Annotated in this window: 25 protein-coding genes and 1 pseudogene; 13 read left to right on the forward strand and 13 right to left on the reverse strand. The window is 34.2% G+C overall.

The genetic code is table 11. The features are described 5' to 3' along the window. Positions 1 to 49 precede the first annotated feature (49 nt). From ACZZ9T_RS12355 to purF, 4 genes and pseudogenes are all read left to right on the forward strand, one after another. On the forward strand, positions 50 to 655 hold the full coding sequence (locus ACZZ9T_RS12355) for a SatD family protein (protein WP_463442336.1): 606 nt from the start codon (positions 50 to 52) through the stop codon (positions 653 to 655). 1 nt (position 656) lies between these two features. Continuing rightward, the gene (locus ACZZ9T_RS12360; protein ID WP_463442337.1) at positions 657 to 1,352 is read left to right on the forward strand and encodes a DUF3307 domain-containing protein; all 696 of its coding nucleotides are present in this window, start codon (positions 657 to 659) and stop codon (positions 1,350 to 1,352) included. Between the two features lie 63 nt (positions 1,353 to 1,415). Further along, the gene (purC, locus tag ACZZ9T_RS12365; protein ID WP_463432558.1) at positions 1,416 to 2,138 is read left to right on the forward strand and encodes a phosphoribosylaminoimidazolesuccinocarboxamide synthase; all 723 of its coding nucleotides are present in this window, start codon (positions 1,416 to 1,418) and stop codon (positions 2,136 to 2,138) included. Positions 2,139 to 2,587: 449 nt separating this feature from the next. Next, a pseudogene (gene purF / locus ACZZ9T_RS12370) lies at positions 2,588 to 4,086 on the forward strand (amidophosphoribosyltransferase). Positions 4,087 to 4,163: 77 nt separating this feature from the next. Here purF and ACZZ9T_RS12375 read toward each other — a convergent pair. Together ACZZ9T_RS12375 and aroB are read right to left on the reverse strand one after the other, a co-directional pair. Beyond that, positions 4,164 to 4,853, reverse strand: a complete 690-nt coding sequence (locus tag ACZZ9T_RS12375; RefSeq protein WP_463442338.1) for a porin family protein — start codon at positions 4,851 to 4,853, stop codon at positions 4,164 to 4,166. A gap of 231 nt (positions 4,854 to 5,084) precedes the next feature. Next, entirely contained in the window at positions 5,085 to 6,131 is a 1,047-nt protein-coding gene (gene aroB, locus ACZZ9T_RS12380) for a 3-dehydroquinate synthase (protein ID WP_463442339.1), read from the reverse strand. A 390-nt stretch (positions 6,132 to 6,521) separates the two neighbouring features. Between aroB and ACZZ9T_RS12385 the strand changes: the two genes are divergently transcribed. Continuing rightward, positions 6,522 to 7,484, forward strand: a complete 963-nt coding sequence (locus ACZZ9T_RS12385) for a pseudouridine synthase (protein ID WP_463443002.1) — start codon at positions 6,522 to 6,524, stop codon at positions 7,482 to 7,484. Between the two features lie 135 nt (positions 7,485 to 7,619). Here ACZZ9T_RS12385 and pncA read toward each other — a convergent pair whose 3' ends face one another. After that, the gene (gene pncA, locus ACZZ9T_RS12390; protein ID WP_463442340.1) at positions 7,620 to 8,225 is read right to left on the reverse strand and encodes a bifunctional nicotinamidase/pyrazinamidase; all 606 of its coding nucleotides are present in this window, start codon (positions 8,223 to 8,225) and stop codon (positions 7,620 to 7,622) included. Between the two features lie 162 nt (positions 8,226 to 8,387). Here pncA and ACZZ9T_RS12395 point away from each other — a divergent pair, with 162 nt between their 5' ends. The 6 genes from ACZZ9T_RS12395 (at position 8,388) to ACZZ9T_RS12420 (ending at position 12,252) form a co-directional block, all read left to right on the forward strand. Continuing rightward, positions 8,388 to 9,530, forward strand: coding sequence for a DEAD/DEAH box helicase (locus ACZZ9T_RS12395; RefSeq protein WP_463442341.1), 1,143 nt, complete (start codon positions 8,388 to 8,390; stop codon positions 9,528 to 9,530). A gap of 182 nt (positions 9,531 to 9,712) precedes the next feature. After that, positions 9,713 to 10,294, forward strand: a complete 582-nt coding sequence (locus ACZZ9T_RS12400; RefSeq protein WP_463442342.1) for a hypothetical protein — start codon at positions 9,713 to 9,715, stop codon at positions 10,292 to 10,294. Then, entirely contained in the window at positions 10,294 to 10,830 is a 537-nt protein-coding gene (locus tag ACZZ9T_RS12405) for a YfiT family bacillithiol transferase (protein ID WP_463442343.1), read from the forward strand. Before ACZZ9T_RS12400 ends, ACZZ9T_RS12405 begins: the two co-directional genes overlap by 1 nt. Next, positions 10,824 to 11,285 (forward strand): DUF1569 domain-containing protein, encoded by a 462-nt coding sequence (locus tag ACZZ9T_RS12410; protein ID WP_463442344.1) that lies wholly within the window; start codon positions 10,824 to 10,826, stop codon positions 11,283 to 11,285. The genes ACZZ9T_RS12405 and ACZZ9T_RS12410 overlap by 7 nt, the downstream gene beginning before the upstream one ends. Next, positions 11,282 to 11,665 (forward strand): bacillithiol system redox-active protein YtxJ, encoded by a 384-nt coding sequence (gene ytxJ, locus ACZZ9T_RS12415; protein WP_463442345.1) that lies wholly within the window; start codon positions 11,282 to 11,284, stop codon positions 11,663 to 11,665. The genes ACZZ9T_RS12410 and ytxJ overlap by 4 nt, the downstream gene beginning before the upstream one ends. After that, on the forward strand, positions 11,662 to 12,252 hold the full coding sequence (locus ACZZ9T_RS12420; protein ID WP_463442346.1) for a Crp/Fnr family transcriptional regulator: 591 nt from the start codon (positions 11,662 to 11,664) through the stop codon (positions 12,250 to 12,252). The genes ytxJ and ACZZ9T_RS12420 overlap by 4 nt, the downstream gene beginning before the upstream one ends. Before the next feature lie 12 nt (positions 12,253 to 12,264). Here the strand turns inward: ACZZ9T_RS12420 and ACZZ9T_RS12425 are convergent, their stop codons facing one another. Together ACZZ9T_RS12425 and ACZZ9T_RS12430 are read right to left on the reverse strand one after the other, a co-directional pair. Continuing rightward, a complete protein-coding gene (locus ACZZ9T_RS12425; RefSeq protein ID WP_463442347.1) occupies positions 12,265 to 12,615 on the reverse strand; it encodes a hypothetical protein in 351 nt (116 codons plus the stop codon). Positions 12,616 to 12,637: 22 nt separating this feature from the next. Continuing rightward, complete coding sequence (locus ACZZ9T_RS12430) at positions 12,638 to 13,144, reverse strand: pyridoxamine 5'-phosphate oxidase family protein (protein ID WP_463442348.1); 507 nt, start codon at positions 13,142 to 13,144, stop codon at positions 12,638 to 12,640. 356 nt (positions 13,145 to 13,500) lie between these two features. Here ACZZ9T_RS12430 and ACZZ9T_RS12435 point away from each other — a divergent pair, with 356 nt between their 5' ends. Further along, complete coding sequence (locus ACZZ9T_RS12435) at positions 13,501 to 14,115, forward strand: Crp/Fnr family transcriptional regulator (RefSeq protein WP_463432582.1); 615 nt, start codon at positions 13,501 to 13,503, stop codon at positions 14,113 to 14,115. Between the two features lie 311 nt (positions 14,116 to 14,426). Continuing rightward, entirely contained in the window at positions 14,427 to 14,726 is a 300-nt protein-coding gene (locus ACZZ9T_RS12440) for a helix-turn-helix transcriptional regulator (RefSeq protein ID WP_463442349.1), read from the forward strand. A gap of 6 nt (positions 14,727 to 14,732) precedes the next feature. Here the strand turns inward: ACZZ9T_RS12440 and pdeM are convergent, their stop codons facing one another. From pdeM to ACZZ9T_RS12480, 8 genes are all read right to left on the reverse strand, one after another. Further along, a complete protein-coding gene (gene pdeM / locus ACZZ9T_RS12445) occupies positions 14,733 to 15,377 on the reverse strand; it encodes a ligase-associated DNA damage response endonuclease PdeM (protein WP_463442350.1) in 645 nt (214 codons plus the stop codon). 29 nt (positions 15,378 to 15,406) lie between these two features. Further along, positions 15,407 to 17,863, reverse strand: coding sequence for a ligase-associated DNA damage response DEXH box helicase (locus ACZZ9T_RS12450; RefSeq protein WP_463442351.1), 2,457 nt, complete (start codon positions 17,861 to 17,863; stop codon positions 15,407 to 15,409). A 95-nt stretch (positions 17,864 to 17,958) separates the two neighbouring features. After that, positions 17,959 to 19,539: an ATP-dependent DNA ligase gene (locus tag ACZZ9T_RS12455; RefSeq protein ID WP_463442352.1), complete on the reverse strand. Its 1,581-nt coding sequence runs from the start codon at positions 19,537 to 19,539 to the stop codon at positions 17,959 to 17,961. A 349-nt stretch (positions 19,540 to 19,888) separates the two neighbouring features. Next, a complete protein-coding gene (locus ACZZ9T_RS12460) occupies positions 19,889 to 20,917 on the reverse strand; it encodes a ligase-associated DNA damage response exonuclease (RefSeq protein ID WP_463442353.1) in 1,029 nt (342 codons plus the stop codon). Positions 20,918 to 20,964: 47 nt separating this feature from the next. Next, positions 20,965 to 21,324, reverse strand: coding sequence for a rhodanese-like domain-containing protein (locus tag ACZZ9T_RS12465; RefSeq protein WP_463442354.1), 360 nt, complete (start codon positions 21,322 to 21,324; stop codon positions 20,965 to 20,967). After that, positions 21,321 to 21,623 (reverse strand): DUF3817 domain-containing protein, encoded by a 303-nt coding sequence (locus ACZZ9T_RS12470; protein ID WP_463442355.1) that lies wholly within the window; start codon positions 21,621 to 21,623, stop codon positions 21,321 to 21,323. Before ACZZ9T_RS12470 ends, ACZZ9T_RS12465 begins: the two co-directional genes overlap by 4 nt. A gap of 2 nt (positions 21,624 to 21,625) precedes the next feature. Then, on the reverse strand, positions 21,626 to 22,084 hold the full coding sequence (locus tag ACZZ9T_RS12475; RefSeq protein ID WP_463442356.1) for a hypothetical protein: 459 nt from the start codon (positions 22,082 to 22,084) through the stop codon (positions 21,626 to 21,628). A 70-nt stretch (positions 22,085 to 22,154) separates the two neighbouring features. Continuing rightward, positions 22,155 to 22,745, reverse strand: coding sequence for a TetR/AcrR family transcriptional regulator (locus ACZZ9T_RS12480; RefSeq protein ID WP_463442357.1), 591 nt, complete (start codon positions 22,743 to 22,745; stop codon positions 22,155 to 22,157). Between the last annotated feature and the right edge of the window lie 19 nt (positions 22,746 to 22,764).

The raw sequence follows: 22,764 nt of genomic DNA on the forward strand, positions 1-22,764 counted from the left end.
GGTCTGCTTATAATTTTTACATATAAGTATTTATGCTTATATTTGCAGAATGATAGCGGTCATCACCGGTGATATTATTAATTCGCAACATGCAGACACTGAAGTTTGGATCACCAGACTAAAAAATCTTCTTGAAAAGTGGGGAAGTGCTCCACAAACATGGGAAATCTACAGAGGAGACGAATTTCAGTTCAAGTGCAATATTGATGACGTTTTTTGGCGTTTCTTAGCCATCAAATCTCTTATCAGAAGTCAGGAAAATTTAGACGTAAGAATTGCAATTGGCATCGGAGAAGAAAATTTCTCATCGGAGAAAATCACAGAATCCAACGGTACAGCTTACGTGAATTCCGGGAGACTATTGAATGATCTTAAAAGTGATGGACATACTGTTTCTATCAAAACCTCAAACGATTCTTTGGATCGTGATCTCAATATTTTACTTAAATGGTCTTCAAAAGATTTTGATACCTGGACGATGGCAACTGCCGAAATCATCCACGAAATGATCATGAATAACGACATGACTCAGGAAGATCTTGCCAAAAAATTTGCAATCTCACAGTCATCCATCAGCCAAAGACTGAAACGTGCCAACTACGAGCTTATTGTAGAAACAAACCAATACTTTAGAAAGAAAATTTCAGAACTGTAACATGATATTTACTCAACTCATATTGGCGCATTTACTCGGAGATTTTATTCTTCAGCCAAATTCTTGGGTTTCAGATAAAGAAAACAGAAAACTGAGGAGCAAATATTTGTACCTTCACATTCTGATTCACACCATTTTAAGTTTTATTTTTCTCTGGAATCTTGAGTTGTGGTGGGTAGCCGTTTCTGTAGGAGTTTCACATTTTATTATTGATGCAGCAAAGCTTCAGTTTCAAAATATTAAAACAAAAAGAAGATGGTTTTTTATAGATCAGCTTTTGCATATTGCAGTGATTGCAGGCATTGCTTTTTATTTTAATGAATTTAATTTTGAGTTTTTAAAAGACCAGAACTTTTTAAAAATATTAATTGCAGTTTTATTTTTAACGGCTCCAGCGTCGATTATCATTAAAACTTTATTGTCCTCATGGACGCCGGTTGCAAAAGCTCAAAGTAACATACAAACCGAATCTTTATCGAGTGCCGGAAAATATATCGGAATATTAGAACGCCTTTTAGTTTTTACTTTTATCATAGTCAATCACTGGGAAGGCGTAGGATTTATGGTTGCAGCAAAATCTGTTTTCAGATTCAGTGATCTCGCACAGGCAAAACAGAGAAAACTGACAGAATATGTACTCATTGGCACATTGCTCAGCTTTGGAATAGCTGTTTTAACAGGAATTTTAATTAAATAATATAAATCTAATACAAAAACGGAAGCCGTAGATTCGCGATTTCCTTTTAAAAAAGTAAAAATTATGAGTCAAAAGAAAGAAATGTTGTATGAAGGTAAAGCAAAACAGGTATTTGCTACCGATAATCCTGATGAGGTAGTAGTACGTTTTAAAGACGATGCTACAGCATTTAATGCTCAAAAAAGAGGATCAGTTGATCTGAAGGGTGAGATGAATAACGCCATCACCACTTTGATTTTTGAATATTTAAATGAAAAAGGAATTAAAACTCATTTCATTAAGCAATTGGACGAAAGAGAGCAATTGGTAAAAAAAGTATCTATTATTCCTTTGGAAATGGTGGTAAGAAACTATTCTGCAGGAAGTATGGCACAAAGATTAGGGGTTGAAGAAGGAATCAAATCTCCGGTTACCATTTTTGATATCTGCTACAAAAAAGACGAATTGGGAGATCCGCTAATCAATGATCACCACGCAGTTTTCTTAGGAGCAGCGACTTACGAAGAATTGAAAGAAATGTATGCATTAACAGCAGATATCAACGAAATTCTGATCGATCTTTTTGATAAAATGAATATCATTCTGGTAGATTTCAAAATCGAATTAGGAAAAACTTCAACTGGTGAAATCATCCTAGCTGACGAAATTTCTCCTGATACTTGCAGACTTTGGGACAAAGACACGATGAAGAAACTGGATAAAGACAGATTCAGAAGAGATCTTGGCGAAGTAACAGAAGCTTACGTTGAGATCTACAATAGACTGAAAACTTTACTTAATAAGTAAGTTTGAGAAGTTAGAAGTTAGATATTAGAGGTTAGTATGAAATCGCACAGGATAGAAGATCTTAAAGTTTGGAGTAAATCAATGACTTTTGTTAAAGAAGTTTATTGGTTACTGCAGAATTAAAGAATAAAAAAATTTGGTTTGCTTTCTCAAATCAGAAGATGTGCAGTTTCAAAACCTTCAAATATTGCATAAGGAGCGGGAAGAAATAATAAAAATGAATTTATTAATTTCTTGGGTTGTATTTGGCTCAACATATTAGCTACAACTCAATTACAATTATTAATAGATTTAAATTTTATTTCTGAACTAAAATAATTCTTTGAAACAACTTTTAGCTGAGATACAGAAAATGATTTATTCATTGACAAGTTTAAAATTATAATTGAAGTTAACTTAGACTAATTTCTAACATCTAATATCTAACTTCTAATTTAGAAAAAATAAAAATGAAAAGTTTAGACATTCATAAAAGTGAATATTTAAAACAGTTTGAGACTCAAACCTACGGAAGAAATCTTTTCAGAACGCAGGAAGAAGAAAGACTGGATGCTCCCAATGAGGAGTGTGGTATCTTCGGAATGTATTCTGATAATGATCTTGATACGTTCTCACTTTCACAGTTCGGGCTTTTTGCTTTGCAGCACAGAGGTCAGGAAGCTTGTGGTATTTCTGTTCTTAAAGAAGGGAAAATCACCAACATGAAAGATGAAGGTTTGGTTTTGGATGTTTATAAAGAGATCAATGATCCTGAAACTTTTATGGGAAACTCTGCAATCGGGCACACTCGTTATACGACTGCAGGAGACAAAAAGAAATATAATTTTCAGCCATTTTTCGCCAAAAACGAATACGATCAGATTATTCTTTCTATCGCACACAATGGTAATTTGACCAATGCGAGAGAACTAAAAAATGAATTGGAAGCTGAAGGTGTAGTTTTCAGAGCCACTTCAGATTCTGAAGTTATTTTAAGATTGATCCAAAAAAATCTTGATCTAGGTTTACGTGGTGCTATCAAAGCAACCATGGAAAAAATAGAAGGTGCATATTCTGTGGTCGGAATGACTAGAAATAAATTTTTCGCTTTCAGAGATTTCAACGGAATCAGACCTTTGGTTTTAGGTGCAGTAGATGAAAAAACGTATGTTGTTGCTTCAGAATCTGTAGCATTAGATGCGGTTGGAGCACAATATGTACGTGATATTCTTCCGGGAGAAATCATTTATACCAATGAAAATGAGCCTGGAAAACTGAATTCTTACATGGTGAATGAAGAAAAAGGAAAACAAAGAATCTGCTCGTTTGAATATATTTACTTTGCAAGACCCGATTCTACATTAGAAAATATCAATGTTTACGAAATCAGAGAAAAATCTGGGAGAAAATCTGGGAACAGGCTCCTGTAGATGCAGATATCGTGATTGGTGTACCAGATTCTGGAGTTCCGGCTGCGATTGGTTTTTCTAAAGCTTCGGGAATACCTTTCCGTCCGGTTTTAATCAAAAACAGATACATCGGAAGAAGTTTCATTGTACCGACTCAGGAAATGAGAGAAAGGGTAGTAAACTTGAAACTCAACCCCATTATATCTGAAATCAAAGGTAAAAGAGTAGTAATTATCGACGATTCAATCGTTCGTGGAACGACTTCAAAAAGACTGGTTAAAATCTTGAAAGAAGCAGGAGTGAAGGAAATACATTTCAGAAGTGTATCTCCGCCAATTATTGCACCTTGTTATTTAGGAATTGACACACCATCGAAAGACGATTTGATCTCTGCCAATATGACCACTGAAGAATTGAGAGTTTATCTGGGAGTAGATTCTTTAGAATTTTTGAGTACAGATAATCTGAAAGCAATTTTAGGATCTTCAAATCATTGTTTCGGATGTTTTACAGAAGAATATCCTGTAGCGAAAGGAGAAGAAATAGAATTGTTTAATTAAAACAATCATTTAACATAAAAAGGTCAGACTTAAAATTAAGTCTGACCTTTTTTATTGAATAAGATTTATTTAAATTCTTAGAATTTGTAAGCTAAACCAACTTGGAAAGTATTGTTTCTTACAGCATCAGAACCGCTTGGTCTGTCCTTAGCAACATCTGTTACACCAGCAACATATCTTGCAGTAACACCAATGTTATCTGTGAAGTAATAACCAGCACCGATACCAACACCGAAGTTGAATGTGTTTAAGTTATCCTTGTCAATATCATCTGTATAGCTAGCTGAACTTGTAGAAACATTAGATCCAGTGGTAACTGTTGTGGTTCTGTCTCCTTTGTTTTTTGCACTGATTAAAAATCCGAATTCCGGACCTGCTTCAACATAGAAATTTGGTACAAAATTGTATTGGAACATTACCGGTACAGTAATATAATCAAGATTTGTAGAATAAGACTCTACATTTCTTGTAGTAGTACCAAGAGCAGTAAATTCGTCTGTATTTTCAATCTTAGCTCCATATTGGCTATATAAAATCTCTGGCTGAATGCTAAAAGAAGCTGCTACGGGAATCGTTGCGAAAACACCTGCATTAAAACCGATTTTTGATTTTTGATCTTCAAGACCTGCGTCATCTGACAATGAAGCTACATTCATCCCAGCTTTAGCACCAAATCTAATGTCTGATGAAGATGTTTTTGTTGTCGTTGTCTGAGCGAATGCTAGTGAACTTGCTGTAACAGCTAGTCCTAAAATTAACTTTTTCATAACTTTAAATTTTAATATTTATTATTTTTATTTCTAAATTTTCTGTCAAAACTATTTTTCAAGTTTGACGAGTGGTATCTTTCAAATTGTTTGCCAAAACTACATTTTGCACCCTAAACCAGACATGATAGAAATCAGTAAAATAACAATAAAAAATTAAAACATTGATTTTCAGTAATTTAAAGAACAATAATAAACACTATGCATTAAATAGTATTTCTTTAAATTTCACTAAAACCCACTCCTATTTTTATAAAAATTAATGGATGTCAGTATATTTTCTGTTGTACATTCATAGTCAAAAACGCAATGACCGATCTCAGAAAGTAACGAAAAATTGATTTTTGTATTAGTATTCTTTTTGTCATTAAGTAATACATTGAATAAATCATCATCTTTAAACTCATCCAAATTGAGAAATGGAAAATATCTCTGAATGTTCTCAATAATTTTTTCAGAATCTTGTTTAGAAATTAAACCTTCAAGAAATGAAAGATACGTTTCACAAATCATTCCTAAAGCTACAGCCTCACCATGAAGAATAGGATTTCCTTTCTCCAAGCATAAACTTTCTACCGCATGACCGATAGTATGACCGAAGTTCAGCGTTTTTCTTATATTTTTCTCGTGAAAATCTTTCTCTACAACTTCCTGCTTAATATCCATCGAAGTTTGAATATGTGGAAATAAACTTTCAGCATCTATTTTTTGAATGGTGACCAAATTATCCCAATGTATTGTGTCTGCAATCAATCCGTGTTTCAGCATTTCTGCAAAGCCACTTCGTAACTCTTTATAAGGAAGAGTTTCTAAAAATTGAGGATAAACAAAAATCTGTTCCGGAAAACTGAAAGTTCCCACCATATTCTTATAATGCATTAAATCTATTCCTGTTTTTCCGCCAATAGATGCGTCACACATTGATAAAAGTGTCGTAGGGATATTAATGAACTTAATACCTCTCTTATAAGTAGAAGCCACGAAACCACCCATATCCGTAATCACACCACCACCAAGATTAATCATCAGTGCTTTCCGATCAGATTTCATTTCCGTTAAAATTTCCCACAAATGATTGGCTGTCTGAATGTTCTTCATTTCTTCACCCGCCTCAATTTCCAGAATTTCAAAGCTGATGTCGGTTTCCAGATTGCCTAAAAGTATAGGAAGACAATATTCATGAGTGTTTTCGTCTACGAGAATAAATATTTTCGTGAATGTATTTTCGGTAAGAAAATGGTTTAACTGAGAAAAATTATCGTCTAAAAAAGTAATCATTTTTTTAATTTTAATGACATTAATAAGCATACAATCGTACAAAGTTATGATTCTTAATTTCTAACTCGTAACTAAATTACTATCTTTGCAAAAATATTTAGAATGAGCAGAGACAATAATAATTCAGGAAGACCAAAAAAACCGAGATCTTCAACAAGAAATTCGGACAGTCCTCGCTCTCCTAAATCTGGAAATTCTTCAGATTCAAAATCTTTCAAAAAGCCGTTTTCAAAAACGGGTGAGAAAAGTTTTGAATCAAAAGATAGAAATGAAAACGGCTCATCAAACTTTGAGAAAAAGCCCTTCAGCAGAAGTGACAGAGCGACAGACAGCTCTAGACCTTTTAAAAAACCTGATTCTAGGAGATCTGATACAAGCTATGAGAGTCGAATGGAAAAAAAATACTCAAAAACTGAAAAAGAACCATTTGTATCCAATAAAAGCGAAGAGAGAAAGTCTTTTGGCCAAACTAACTTCAAGAGAGGTGGTGAAGGGAGAAGCAGCTCAGATGTAAGAGGAAAATACGAAAGAGGAAGCTTAAAATACGGAAGAAAACCTGGCAGTGAAACTGACAGGGATGACGACAGAGCAAGATCTTTTGTACAGAAAAGAAGATTTAAGAAGGTTGAAAAGGACGTTCACAAAGATACAATCCGTCTTAACAAATACATCGCAAACTCAGGAATCTGCAGCAGAAGAGAAGCTGATGAGTTGATTACTCAAGGTTTGGTAGAAGTGAATGGAAAGGTAGTGAATGAAATGGGATATCAAGTCGAGAAAACTGATAAAGTGGTTTTTGACGGACAGAATATCACACCTGAAAAACCTGTTTATGTACTTCTTAACAAGCCAAAAGGTTATATTTCTACAACAAAAGATGACAAGGCAAGAAAAACAGTGATGGATCTTGTTGCTAACGCATCTCCCTATAGAGTTTTCCCGGTTGGAAGACTGGATCGTTCTACCACAGGAGTTATTCTTTTAACCAATGACGGACACATGACCAAGAAACTTACACATCCATCTTTTGATGCTAAAAAAATCTATCATGTGACTTTGGATAAAAAACTGACCAATGAAGATATGAAGCTTATTGTGGAAGGTATTCGTCTGGAAGAAGGAATTGCAATGGTAGATCAGATTTCATTCATCGAAGGCAAGCCCAGAAATGAAATCGGAATGGAAATTCATATCGGCTGGAACCGTGTGATCAGAAGAATTTTCCAAAGATTAGGATACGAAGTGGAAGCTTTAGACAGAGTAATGTTTGCAGGATTAACCAAGAAAAACATCAAAAGAGGACACTGGAGAATCCTTACAGATTTGGAAGTGAATACTCTGAAAATGCTTTAAAAAATGATAAGTTTTGAATGATGAATTATAAGTTTAATTCATTCCTGAAATTTAAAAAATAAAAAGACGCAGAATTGGTTTCTGCGTCTTTTGTGTTTTATAGTTTTAAAGTGAAGAGACTCTTAACTTCATGAATTATCCTAAAACCGTAACTCCTTTCTGAATCATCTCAAAAATAGCATCTTTTCCATTATCCGGTTTTACGTTGACAGCTTTTGTTCCGTTGAAGTGCAGACAGGTTACATAGCCATTGGCAACGGAATCCGTAGCTGTGAATTTCACACAGTAATCCATCGCTAAACCAACAATTTCTACCAACTGAATATCATGATACTTTAAGAAATCATCCAAACCGGTTTTCATAAAATGATTGTTATCCTGAAAACCACTGTAAGCATCTATCTCAGTATTTTTCCCTTTCTGTATGATATGAGTTACCTTTTCTCTGTTTAAATCTTTATGAAATTCTGCTCCGAAAGTTCCTTCCACACAATGATCCGGCCACATAAACTGCGGAACTCCGTTTAAAATAATGCTTTCACCAACCTTTTTCCCGTTGTTGCTGGCAAAACTTTTATGGTTTGCAGGATGCCAATCTTGAGTAAGTACAATTTGATCATATTCATTCTCTTCCATCAGAAGATTGATATAAGGAATTATTTCATTTGCTTCAGGTACAGCCAGAGCCCCACCTTCACAGAAATCATTTTGTACGTCAACTATTATTAATGCTTTTTTCATATTTAGCTATTTAGTTTTCTAAATTTAAACTATTCCATTCAAATAATTGTCCAAGTTCAGAATATCGGACAAAACGGCATTCGTCATCATAAAAATGAGTGAAAAACAATTTGATGACTATAACCAATGGCAATAGCTTATCTTTGCATTAAATCAATATTTATGTCATTTGAGTCTTTAGGATTATCACACAATATCATTCATTCTGTTAACAAACTCGGCTATTTAAAGCCATTTCCCATTCAGGAGCAGGCGATTCCTGTTATTTTAAAAGGAAAAGATCTGATAGGAATTGCACAGACCGGTTCCGGAAAAACAGCTTGTTTTGTAATGCCGATTTTAGAAAAATTGCAGAATGCAGAAGTAAAAAAAGATAGGAATGTACAGGTTTTGATATTGGTTCCTACACGAGAATTAGCCATTCAGATTGATGAAGTTTTCAGAGCTTTTACAGAAAATCTGAAGCGTGAGATACGTACAATGGCAGTTTACGGCGGTGTTTCTATCAATCCGCAAATGAAAGGAATGTTTGGAGTAGAAGTTCTTATTGCAACACCTGGTCGTTTATTAGATTTAATTGATCACAATGCATTGAGTATTTCAGGAATTCAGCATTTGGTGATTGATGAAGCAGACAAAATGTTTCAGTTGGGTTTTGGTGAAGAGATGAATAAGCTTTTCGGGATGATGCCTGTCATGAAACAGACCACTTTATTTTCTGCAACTCTTGATGACAAAGTTTCTGAAATGAGACAGCGTTTATCAATGAATCCTGTATTGATTGAAATTAAAAAAGACGAGGTTGAAATCGAAAATATCGAGCAAGTCGCGTATCACGTTTCCCCTGAAAACAAAGGTCCTTTTTTGCGTTATCTAATTAAAGAAAAGAAAGTTGAAAAAGCCCTGATATTTGTTTCATCTACTAAATCAGCAGATAATCTGGTCGAAAAGCTGAAGAAAAACAAAATAAAAGCTGTTGCTATTCACAGTCAGAAATCACAGGGTACCCGTAGAAATAATCTTGAAGAATTTAAAGTAAACGGAGCTCAGATTTTGGTGGCAACCGACTTGATTGGCCGTGGTATTCATATTGAGTCTTTGCCTTGTGTGATTAATTACGAATTGCCACGTTCGCCTTTAGATTACATCCACCGTATCGGCAGAACCGGTAGAGCAGGCGAAAAAGGAACAGCCATCAATATTCTGACGGATGATGAATTGCAGCATTTCAGAGTGATTCAAAAGAAAATGGGTAAAAAAATCACCTTACAAAGAACAGAAGGTATTGATTTACATGGTTATTAATACGATTAATTAAACTAATAAACTTCAATATCTAAAGACTTGGAATTTTTTTGTATAAATTTTTCAATCAAAACATTTATAATGAAAGTTTTTCGGATTTATATTCTCGATTTTTTTGATATTTTTACAAAAACTTACAATCAGAAATTGTTTAGATATTATCACTGGACAAAAGAAAATTTATGAAAGAATTTACCATTGTTCGTGGCTTATTTGACGGCAGAAAAAGACGATTAATTTTAAATGAAAATTATATAAAGTTTGAAAATAAAGATCGTAAAGCAGATTCATTTTCCATTATCAACAAGGAAGATATTACTGAAATTCGTTATGGAATTCACTTCATTAAAGGTTTAGAATTCTATATTGGGAGGGAATATCAGATTTTCATCAAAACTAATTCTGATAATGAATTAAAGATTAATTTTAAACTATTTTACAGAAGAAAGCTAAACAAAAAACATCAGTTGTTTTGTGATATTATAGATGAATTGTGGAATTATTATCTTGATGATATTACGGAAACATATCTACATAAGATTCAACAAAATGAGAGTTTTTTCTTGTGTGGCATTGAGTTCTTTTCTGACAGAATTAAATTTAAAAATAAAGAATTATTATTTAAAGATGTAGAAATTAAGAACTACCATCATTACTTTATTATTTATTCTAAATTAGATCCGTATCAAAATAAAATGCTCTATTATTTGAAAGACGAAAACGCCGTAATTTTATCCCAGCTTTTAAATATTATAAAGAAATAATGAACACTATAGAATTAAAGAAATTTCCAATCGGTGATTTTCAGCAAGGCGATACCAGTTGTGACATAGAACTGGAAAATCACATCAAAGTCATCAAAAATTTTCCTGAAAAATTAAAAAAACTGATTGAAGATTTTTCCGACGAACAACTGGACACACCATATCGAGAAGGCGGATGGACAGTAAGACAACTTGTCAATCATTTAGCAGACAGTCATGCAAACAGTTTTATCCGTTTTAAACTGGCTTTAACTGAAGATAATCCTATCATAAAACCGTATGAGGAAGCCAAATGGGCCGAACTACAGGACAGCTTGAATATCCCGGTAAAACCAGCAATGAGAATGTTGAAAGGTATTCATCAGAGATGGTATGTTTTACTGAAAACATTGACCAACAGACAGTTTGAAAGAACTTTCCGCCATCCCGAAAAAGATCATGATTACAATTTAAGATATTATTTAGCACTTTATGCATGGCATTGCAACCACCACTATGCCCATATTGAAAATTTAAGGACAGAAAAAGGGTGGTAAAAAAAAGCCTGCACAATAGAAAAGATTTTGACGAAATTATAGAAAGAATTTCTCAGCTTTCAGAAAATTCTCAAAAAAAATGGGGGAGTATGAGCGCAGCGCAGATGCTGACGCATTGCGAGCTTATTTTAAAAATTCCTTTAAAAAAAATAGATATTCCCAAACCTAATTTTGTTATCCGTACAGTCGGAATTTTAACGAAAAAAGAAATTCAGATTTTCAATAACGGAATTCCTCCAAATATGCCGACTTTTCAAAAACTAATCGTTAATTTTGAATGTGAATTTGTGGTAGCAAAAAATAGCCTTCTGAAAACACTTCATGAATATATTAAGGCTTACGAAAATCACACTTTACCAGACGATCACGTACTATTCGGGAAGATGAAAGAAAAAGATTGGGGATTTTTGGAATATAAACATCTCAATCATCATTTAAAACAATTTAATGTATGAGCTTTTTAAATAAAATATTTGGCGGAAAACAGGATGAGAGTCAATCCAAATCTTTTTGGAATTTAATTGAATCTGAAAAAGATTTGGAAGAGGCAATAAAAAAATCTCATTCAGGAAAAATTGCAATTTTCAAACATTCTACAAGCTGTTTTATCAGTAAAACTGTTTTGAGAAACTTTGAAAAAGAAATTGAGGAAGCGGAAGAACATGGAGCGACTCTCTATTTTTTAGATCTCTTGGCTCACAGAAATATTTCAAACAAAATCGCTGAAGATTTTGGTATCAGACATGAAAGTCCACAATTGATTGTCATAGAAAACGGTAACGAAATCAACAACGCATCTCATCAGGATATCACTTTAAGCCAGATTGTCTCATGAGTAATATGACTACCTACTTAGCAAAAGTGCTTGAAGTGCCTGCGGAAAGGCTAAGTCTTTGCAGTATTTATTACGAAATCAAAAAATTTTCTAAAGGAGATCTCTTGTTACAGTACGGAGAGGTCTGCCGCAATACTTTTTTTGTAGAAAAAGGACTTTTAAGAATGTATTCGATTGATAAGAACGGCAAAGAACACATTATACAGTTTGCACCGGAAAATTGGTTAATTGGTGACCGAAGCAGTCTTTACTTTAGTGAAAAATCAAATTACTATATTGAAGCAGTAGAAGATTCTGAAGTTTCGATATTACCTCGTGATTTTTTCAATAAACTTCTGGAAGAATTTCCGAACAGCATCGAAAAAAATGATCTCGTACTTCAGAAACACGTAAAGAGTTTGCAGGATAGAATCAACTCTTTATTGGGAGAAACTGCTGAAGAAAGATATTTAAAATTCATCAAAATGTATCCTGATTTATTGCTCAGAGTTCCACAGTGGATGGTGGCGTCTTACCTAGGAATTACTCCTGAAAGCCTGAGCAGAGTGAGAAAAGAACTGGCAAGAAAAAATTTTATGCCAGATTGATCATTACGTTAGTCATTCAGGATTAAGAATATTCACGAGTCTGTTCAGGTATTCCTGTTCTCGCATTACTTTTTCAAAAGACTTTTTTGCAGCTAATGGGCAGAGTCTTACGCTTTCATTTTGATGAGAATAGATATCATTTTCTACAAAACCATCAAAGTTAAGAGCATATTCCTGTATAAAACTGTTAATAGTATTCTTTTTAATCTCACACAAAGTACTGCTTTGAATTTTTTGCAAAGAGGTGAGAATAAAAGATTTATCACCAGTAAAATTGATAATATTGGTGATAAACTTTAAGTTTTCGTGTGGCATGCTGCCCAATTCCTGGTGAACAGCATGCGGTTGATCTTCAAAAATCATGGTTTATATTACTTTTTTGACTTTAAACAGTTGCATTACCTTCCACACCATCAGAATTATCCGTCTTATTTCCGGTAACTGCTGCTGCAACGAAACTTAGCATACTCACCAGTTTTCCTGCTTTTGTATCCCAATAATAGCTCTCTTTTGGTTCAACTCTTATGATGGATACATTCGGATCATCTTTACCATCGAACCAGGCATTTGCCATTGCAGACCATTTTTCTTCGATTGTAGATTTATCTTTATAAATAGTAGCTTCACCATAGATTGAGAGATATTCAGAATCACTGTTGTTCATAAAGAATAGCTGAACTCTGCGGTCGTCTTTGATTTCAAAATTTTTGTTGCTTGCATCACTGCTTATGAACCAAAGATTTCCTGCTTCATCAGTTTCCTGTAGTGACATTGGTCTTGAAGTAATGGGTAAGGTTTCTAGATCAGTTGAGAACATACAAATTCTGGCTTTTTCTGAAAGCTCCTTAATTTTCTTGATAGCATCTGAATGCATAAGATTTTCTGTCGACATAATTAATATTTTAAGTGTTGGTTTAAATAAAAAAGAGAAAGTTGTAATTTCTCTGCGTTACAGAATTTGATTCTGTAAAGATTCAGCTTCAAAAATCTAACCAAATTATTCAAAAAAATCAAAATAATTACAATTATCTCAAAATAAGGTTTAAAAACAATATATTTTATCTATAAAACCATGCTTTATGATTCTAATCATAATCAATAATGTCTTAAATTTGATGAAATCAAAATCAGTTTAACTTTTTTTACTGATAGAACACAAATACGAAAAGGATATTATCAATGCGTATCAATATAGAAATTTGGCATACATTTGTCTAGAAATACAACAAAAAAACTATTCTTAAAACAATGAAAACAATCAGCTGCACAAAGTTGGATGAAGACCTGTTAAAATCTTTTGGAGGCGAAATAAAATTTTACGAGGAAGGAGAGAAAATTTTTAATCAGGGAGATATTCCGATGAATTATTTCCAGATTGTGGAAGGTAAAGTGAAAGAAAATAATCAGGATGATGAAGGGAGAGAATTTATTCACAATATTTTAGGTGAAGGTCAGAGTTTCGGTGATTCTATGCTGTTCATCGATAAAAAATATCCGATAAATGCAGAAGCAATTACCGGATGTAAAGTCATTAAAGTTTCAAAACCAAATTTTTTGCATCTTATAGAAAAGCATCCCGAAGTTTCTGTTCAGATAAATTCGTGTATGTCTCAACGGATGTATTATCAATCTATTATGATGCAGAATTTAGCAGCAAATGATCCTGTGATAAGATTGACGGGACTATTGGAATATTTGAAAAGTTTTCACAGTGATGATATTCCTCTTTCTTTTCAGATACAATTAACACGACAGCAAATTGCAAATCTTACAGGATTGCGTGTAGAAACAGTCATCAGAACTATCAAAAGAATGGAAAAAGATAGTTTTTTAAAAATAGACAAAAGGAAAATTTTCTTTTAGATAATAAAAATAATTTTGTAAAGTTGAAATCGTGCAGTTAGAAAACAAATCGGTACTGATCATAAGAGCAGGTTTTACATCCAAACGGAGGAATCATTGTGAATGGATAAATAATTTTAAATAAAGCACCTTCTAAACATTCATGGTTTCTGTGATTTCGATCATAAAAAAATGGCAAAAAATTCTAATATATTTGATTATTAATTTGATATAGCTCAGATAGTTCTCATTTAAAAAAACTGAATCATTCAGTCAGAAAGAAATATTTAGTATAATGATTATCAGATTAATGAAAATTTAATGTAATTATTATGAAGAATATAGCAGAAGATGAAATTTTAAGATTAGCAAAAGAAAACTCTCCCCGTCTTTTAAGTAAATTTAAAGTTTTATATCCTGATTTTTTTGATAAACTAGCTTTAATACAGCCAAATCTTCAAAATTCTGAATTGAGTTTCTGCATTTATCTGAAACTTAACCTAAGTACAAAAGAAATTGCAAAGTACACGTATGTTACTCCGAAAGCAATTCAAAACAGAAAAAACAGAATCAGAAAAAAATTAAACATTGAATCATCTGTAGATATTTACAAATGGTTTGATAAACTTTAATATTATCTAAATTTCATAAATTTCAGAATCCGTAAAAACAAAATACATTCCTTTTTTAGGGATGTTTTTTGTATCTAATCCTGTAAATTCACTGAAGGCAGGCAATAATAATTGATTGGAAGTCTGAGCAAAACAAGGCAACTTAATCTTTTTCACAGGAGAATTAATCACAAATCCAGGATGAATATGTCCTGTAATCTGAAACTTCGGGTTCGAACGGTCGAAATCGTGAACAAAGGTAATGTCATCAATTTCCACAGATTTACTTCTTACATCAAGACACAATTTCTTTTCCAGAGTTTTTGAAATTCTGTCGTGATTTCCTTCCACCAGACAAAATTTGATGTGTGAATATTGGTTTTTCCAGGTGCAAAATTCATCTACTTCAGAATTGTTTCCGGCGTGAAGTAAATCGCCAACGATGATAAATTGTTCCGGCTGAAAAAATTCAATCAGTAAAGATAATCGGTCGAGATCATTTTTCATCATATGATTTGCCAAGGCAATTCCGTTCTTCCGAAAGTGAGCTGTTTTACCGATGTGAAGATCTGAAAAAATCAATGCTTTTTCTTTTTCCCAGTAGAGAGCACGTTGATTGGTAATTGTAAAAGTATCGTTTAAGATGGATATATTTTTTGTCGCTATGTTCATAAATAAGTCATCGGAAAAGGTTAAGTTTTTCACTCATCCTTAATGTTTCTTCCAGATTGTTTAATTAATTTTTGAATTCTCGCATCCAGATTTTCGCTCGTCAATGTCTGTCTCAAACTATCCACTTTTATCGGAAAACTTAAAGGCGTAAATTTATTGGAATATTTTAGAATTATCTTAGATTTTTCAATTCTTTTGAAAGCTTCTACCAAGCGTTGTTCCTGCAGCTGCATATTGAAAACCTCTGTGTAAGCCTGTCTCACAAGGAAATGATTCGGATCGTAATCTTCCAACACTTTGAAAATTAAACCGGCAGAACTTTGCAATGCTTTATTAGAACGCTGTTGTCCGGGAAAATTCTGTACGACCATTCCGGAAATCACAGCAATGTCTCTGAATTTTCGTCTTGCCATTTCCGCCGAGTTGATACTAGAAATCACATCGACCATCAGATTTTCTCTTGTTAAAATTTTCTCCAAATTATCTTCATTCAGCGGAATTTCTTTGTCGCTAAATAACTCAAAACCATAGTCATTCATCGCCATAGAAAAGGAAATCGGAGCCAGTTTTGAAATTCGGTAAGCAATCAGTGCAGCCATTACTTCGTGTACCAAACGCCCTTCAAAAGGATACATAAACAAATGATAGCCTTCACGATTTTTAATCAATTCAACCAAAAACTCATCTTCTTTTGGAATGTGAGAACGTTCTTCTTGCCTAGATAAAAGTGGATGCAGAAATTTCAGTTCTTTCTCAGAAGCTTTTGGATTCAATGCGCCGGATAATTTTTCTCTTAAAAAACGCCCGAGATTTGAACTCAAAGGCAATCTTCCGCCCAGATAACTCGGGGCCTGCGCTTTTCCTTTGGAAGCACGCACAAAAACAGTCATATCTTTAATCATTGCAACCTCCAGAACCCGCCCGGCCAGAATAAATTTTTCTTCTTTTTTTAATCTTGAAATGAAATATTCTTCCACCATTCCGATGTAGCCGCCGGAAATAAATTTCACTTTCAGCATCGCATCGCTTACAATCGCGCCCATATTCATTCTATGAAGCATTGCTATTTTTCTGGAAGTTACTTTGTGCAAACCGTCTTCCATCACGACAACCTTATGATATTCTTCGTAGTTTTTCAATGCGCTTCCGCCAATGGTGAGAAAATCAATCATTCCTTCCCATTCTTCATCTCTGATCTCCTGAAAAGTGTGCACTTTTTTAATTCTTTCATATACTTCATCAGGAATAAAACCATCGCCAACCGCCAAAGTCATCAGAAACTGAACCAAAACATCGAAGCATAAAACCAGCGGTTCACGAGGTTCAATCACTTTTTGTTTTACGGCTTCCTTCAGCGCAGCAACTTCAATTAATTCTAATGAATGGGTAGGAACACAGAAGATTTTTGAGGTTTCAAAAGGGGAGTGACCACTTCTTCCGGCACGCTGCAGAAATCTTGCAACCCCTTTCGCAGAACCAATTTGAATCACGGTATCAACAGGTTTAAAATCAATTCCCAAATCTAAAGACGATGTGGAAACTACGGCTTTTAGTTTTCCGTTGCTTAAGTTTTCTTCTATCCAAATTCTCAAATGGGCATCAATCGAACTGTGATGGATAGCGATTTGTCCGGCAAAATCAGGATAAGCATTCAGCAAAAGCTGATACCACATTTCACTCTGACTTCTGGTATTCGTAAAAACAATTGTCGATTTTGATTCCAGAATAATCGGCACTACTTTATCTGCTAATTTTTGTCCGAGATGTCCTGCCCAAGGTAAAAGTTCAACTTCATCCGGAAAAACCGATAATATTTCTATTTTTTTCTGCTCTTTAGCGGTAATTTTTGTTTTTTTAATATCGAAAGGAATCAGAACATCCATTGCTTCTTCCAAATTTCCGATGGTTGCAGTAATTCCCCAAATCTTTATTTTTGGAACATAATGAACGAGTTGCGAAATGCCTAATTCGAGCATCACACCACGCTTTGAACCCAACAATTCGTGCCATTCATCCACCGCAACGCAATGCATATTGGTAAAGAACCGCTGATTATTTTTCTGAGCTAAAAGCAAATGCAAACTTTCAGGAGTAACGACAAGAATTTCAGGCATACTTTTGACCTGTTGCTGACGGACTTTCGGGTCTGTGTCACCATTTCTTACACCCACTGTCCAATCCAATCCAATCTCGTCAATCGCTTCCTGCATTGCTTTGGCAATATCTTTTGAAAGTGAACGGAGTGGTGTAATCCAGATCATTTTCAGACCTTTTTTGTACTTATCGGGATACGTAAGGAAATCTGAAATTAAAGCTAAAAATACCGAGAATGTTTTCCCGAAACCTGTCGGAGCAATGACCATACCGCTGTAGCCACTGCCAAATTTCTTCCAGGTGTCTAACTGGAATTTGAATGGGGAATTGCCTTTTTCCATCATCCAGTTTTGAATGATTTTAAAGCCTTCGGTATTTTCGTAGTTGCTCAAATTGTTTTTTATTAAAAAAGTCTTCTACTCCGCTCAGACTGACATCTCTCAAAACAATTAGTATTAGGATTGTCACGCTGATCGGAGTCCAAGCGTTACTGTATCAATTTCTTAATTTCTTCAATATCATCAATATCATTCACGGTTTTGTCTCTTCGCCATCTAAGAATTCTTGGGAAACGCAGTGCAACACCGCTTTTGTGACGGTTGCTAAAACCAATTCCTTCAAATGCAATTTCGAAAACCAACTCAGCTTTTACCGTACGAACCGGACCAAATTTCTCGATCGCATTTTTATTGACAAACTTGCTGACTTCCATAATTTCTTTGTCGGTCAATCCGGAATACGCTTTGGCAATCGTAACCAGTTTATCACCACTTTTCACGGCAAAACTGTAATCGGTATAGTAGGCGCTTCGTCTTCCGCTTCCTTTTTGGGCATAGATTAAAACGGCATCAATCGTCAACGGACTGATTTTCCATTTCCACCAATCGCCTTTTTTTCGTCCGGAATGATAATGAGAATTTTTCTGTTTCAGCATCAGGCCTTCACTGTTGATTTCTCGTGAATTTTCTCTGATTAAATCTAATTTATTCCAGTCATCGAATTCGATTGCCTGAGAAATTTTAATATTTTCCGGAGCTTCATTCAGCAGTAACTCTTCCAACATTGCTCTTCTGGCTGAGATGGGTTTTTCTCTTAAATCAGTTCCTTCCAATTCTAAAATATCATACGCAAAAACTTCAATCGGAATTTCACCCAACATTTTTTTGGTTAAAGTTTTACGGTTGAGACGTTTTTGTAATTCATTAAAATTTAAAACATCTCCATCTTTTACAGCTAATATTTCTCCGTCGATAACAAAATTTCCTTTCATATTTTGAACGGTTTCGGCAATTTCAGGAAACTGTTCGGTAACCAATTCTTCACCACGGGACCAAATAAAAACTTCATCATTTCGTCTGATGATTTGTCCACGAATTCCGTCCCATTTATATTCGATCAGCCATTCTTCAGGCTTACCCAAATCTTCCAACTCTTTTTCCAAAGGATAAGCCAAGCAAAAAGGGTAGGGTTTAGAGTTGTCCGGGTTGATATTTTCTGCTGAAATCAGTTCATTAAAAGAAACTTCATCCGGCTGCCATTTTCCCATCAGACTGTGCATCAATGTACTTGCTTCCTGTCCGGAAAATTTGGTTAAAGAATTAATCAGTGTCTTTGATGAAACACCAATTCTAAAACTTCCGCCTAATAATTTATTGAAAATCAAACGTTCTGTATAATCCAAACCATTCCAGGAATTGAGAACGAATTCTTTTTTCTCGGCTTCAGTTTTGGTTTTAAGCCTGATGATTTCTGTCATCCATTCTGACAATGTTTTTTCGATTTTTTCTGTTGGTGGAGGAAGAATCAAAGAAATCGTTTCACCCAAGTCTCCTACAGAAGAATAACTTTCCTGAAACAACCAAAACGGCAATTGGATAATCTCCAATGCCCATTCTTTCATATAGTTGGTATTGACATTTCGCTTAGGTCTTTTGCCTGTAAACAAGGCAATAAACCACAATTTATCATCATCCGGCGCACGTTCAAGATAATCGACGATGGCATCAATTTTAGCATTCGTTTTATTGGTGCTTTCCAAAGCGTTGATGAGTTCTGCAAAATGTCTCATTTGTTTAATTTTCTATTATATTGCCTGCTTTTCCTTCTTCAGTTTTCAATTTTTGCCAGACGTTTCAGATTTAAATGGCTTTTAGTTTGCTAAAATTCCGCTCAAAAGTAATTCGATGAATGAAAATAAGATATAGTGCCGCTCCTACGGAGCTTAAAGATATTATTACCTTATTGCTACAAACATTTCACTCCTACGGAGCTCAAACATATTATTGCCTTATTGCAACAAACACTTTGCTCCTAAGGAGCTCAAAGATATTATTACCTTATTGCTACAAACATTTTCCTCCTACGGAACTCTCCAATCTAAAAGGTTTCAAAAACCTTGAAGATTAACTTAATAATGATTATTCCTCTTTTTTATCTGATATAATTTCCTTTTCAATGACTTCATCGTCATCATCTCCGTACAATGTTTCCACAACATCAGATTTAATACCAATTTCATTTAAATATTTTGAGAAAACTTCGGTTTGTCCGTGTGTCACGTGAACGATTTCTGCTTCGGTCGCTTTTATGGCTTGTAAAAGACCTTTCCAGTCGGCGTGGTCGCTCATGGGAAAACCTGCATCCATACTTCGCCATCTTCTTGCACCACGTACCTGCATCCAACCGGAACAAATCGCAGTTGCCGCATCCGGAATTTTTTTAATAACATTACTGTCTACCAAAGCAGGCGGAACAATAACGATATCGCCCGCAACGTGTTTAATGCTTTCTCTGAAATCCGGAACTTCATAATCTGGAAGGACGATACCGACTTCTTCAAAGGCTTTATTTAATTTTCCAATCGAGTAGTGAACGTGGATCTTTCCCATTCCTTCAACTGCTTTCATAATTCGCTGTGCTTTGCCCAAAGAGTAGCCGATGAAAACGGAAGTTTTTTGATTTTCCTGATTTCTTAAAACCCAATTCTGAAGTCTTTTATTTAAATCCGGAACTTCGAGCCAATTGTAAATGGGAAGTCCAAAAGTACTTTCTGTAACAAATTCATTACATTTTACAAACTCAAATGGGGTACTCAAACCGTCATCCTGAACTTTATAATCACCGGAAACTACACTCACATAACCTTTATATTCTAAACGAATCTGAGCCGAACCAATGATATGTCCGGCAGGATGCATCGATAGTTTAACACCATTAATATCTAAAACTTCGCCATATTGCAAAGTCTGACATTCGATATCAGGAGAAATTCTTTGATGTAAAATGGGTTTCGTGAAATGATGGCAAAGATATTTTTTCATTCCCCAACGGGCATGATCGGCGTGACCGTGCGTAATAACCGCAAAATCCACAGGTCGCCATGGGTCAATATAAAATTTCCCCTGCGGACAGTAAATACCTTTGTTTGTGAATGTGATGAGTTTCAAAAGTTTGATGATTAGTGTGTTTCTGAATATTCAAAAACCTAACCAAATTACTTTAAATCCAGACTTTTCTGCAAATCGCTCCAAGCACCGCCGTTGTAAACTCTTTTAAAGCCTTTTTCCTTTAAAATATGCTCAGCCTTTACACTTCTCAAACCATGGGAACAAACTGTAATGTAAGTTTTGTCAGGATCAAGTTCAATATATCTTTCACGAATTGTTCCTAAAGAAATATTCTGTGAACCAGCGATATGTCCGGTTTCAAATTCTTTTTTGGTTCTTACATCTAAAATTATGGCACCGTTTTTAATCAATTTTTCTAAACCATCGTCTAAACTTTGATATTTATAAACTCTGTAAACAATGTAAATCAACAAGATTACTCCGCAGAAAATCAAAATATTCTTCATAATTTGTTTAGTATTTTTTTATCAATATAAAATGTTCCGAACGGAATGATGCATGCCAAAAGTACTTTCCAGGTTGTTTCTTTGAATTTCCAGTTTTGTTCGACACCCACACTTAAGGTCATCAATAAAAACAGCAAAAATAACGAGCCGTGAATTGGTCCCAATATTTTTACAAAAGCAGGGTTATTAAATCCATATTTTAAAGGAACTGCGATGAATATTAATGTTAATAATGAAATTCCTTCAAGAATTCCAATGATTCTTAAGCGTCCGATTTTAGTTTTAAATAAATTAATCATAATTATCTGAAATAAGGTCTGTTAGCAAAAGGTGAAAAGGGCCACGGAATGGCGATGAAAATAATCAGCAGAGCAATCGAAAAGTAAATCAGCATTGTTTTAAACTTCTCCTGATCGTTTGTTTTTCTTTTGGAAATTGCTGAACCAATTGTTATTAAAATAATTGAAATCAACATCAGAAAAATGTGAATCAACCCGAAAAAAAGCAGATCAAACGACTCTCTAACATCATCAACATTCTTCCAAAAGTATTTGATAATAGGACTTTGAGAATATAATGTAATTCCTAAAACCAATTGAATATGAGCAATTGTCGCGGACCAGTGTCTTACGGAGTTATCTGTTTTTGAAAAAGCTTTATTTGATAAATATCCTTTGTAAGCTCTGAAAATTGAGTACAATAAACTCAATAAAATCAACCATCGAAAAGTAGAGTGCAGGAAAGTAAGCGTCTGATACATTGTTTAAAAAATTCTATACAGCAAAGATAAATCAAAAACATACTAACTAGTATTTTTTTTAATCAAAAAATTATTTTAATGTTTCCAAATAATTCCTAAGTCCCTTTAAATAAATAAGATAAACTGACTTTGAATTTTCTAATTTTCCTAAATTACGTACTCCCCAATAACCTGACATTACGAAAACGGCGACTTCTTTGGCATTGACATCAACTTTAATTTTACCATTGAGTTTTCCTTTTTCTACAGCATCCATCATTGCCTTTTCCCATTCCAGAGAAAGTCTGTTTAAAACTTTTGTAAATTCACTATTCCATGGAGCCATTTCCTGAGTAAAATTGGAGGCTGGGCAGCCATATTCAACTTTTAAGTCTTCACTTTCCATTAATAAATAATGGATGATCTTAAAAATGGTATCCAAAGGATTTTGATCACTTTGAAAAGGCTCAATAAAAGTACTTTTGAAACTTGGAATCATTAATTCATTGAGAATCGCCAAACCCATTTCGTCTTTCGTTTTGAAATGATAATAAAATGCACCTTTTGTCACCTGAGTAGTCGCAATGATTTCATCTACACTCGTTGTCTGATAACCATGACTGTAGATTAGTTCAAATGCTTTCTGAAGGATATTCTGACGTGTAAGTTCAGATTTTTTCATAAAATACTAATTGGTTTGT

Source organism: Chryseobacterium sp. AC417, from assembly GCF_979258215.1.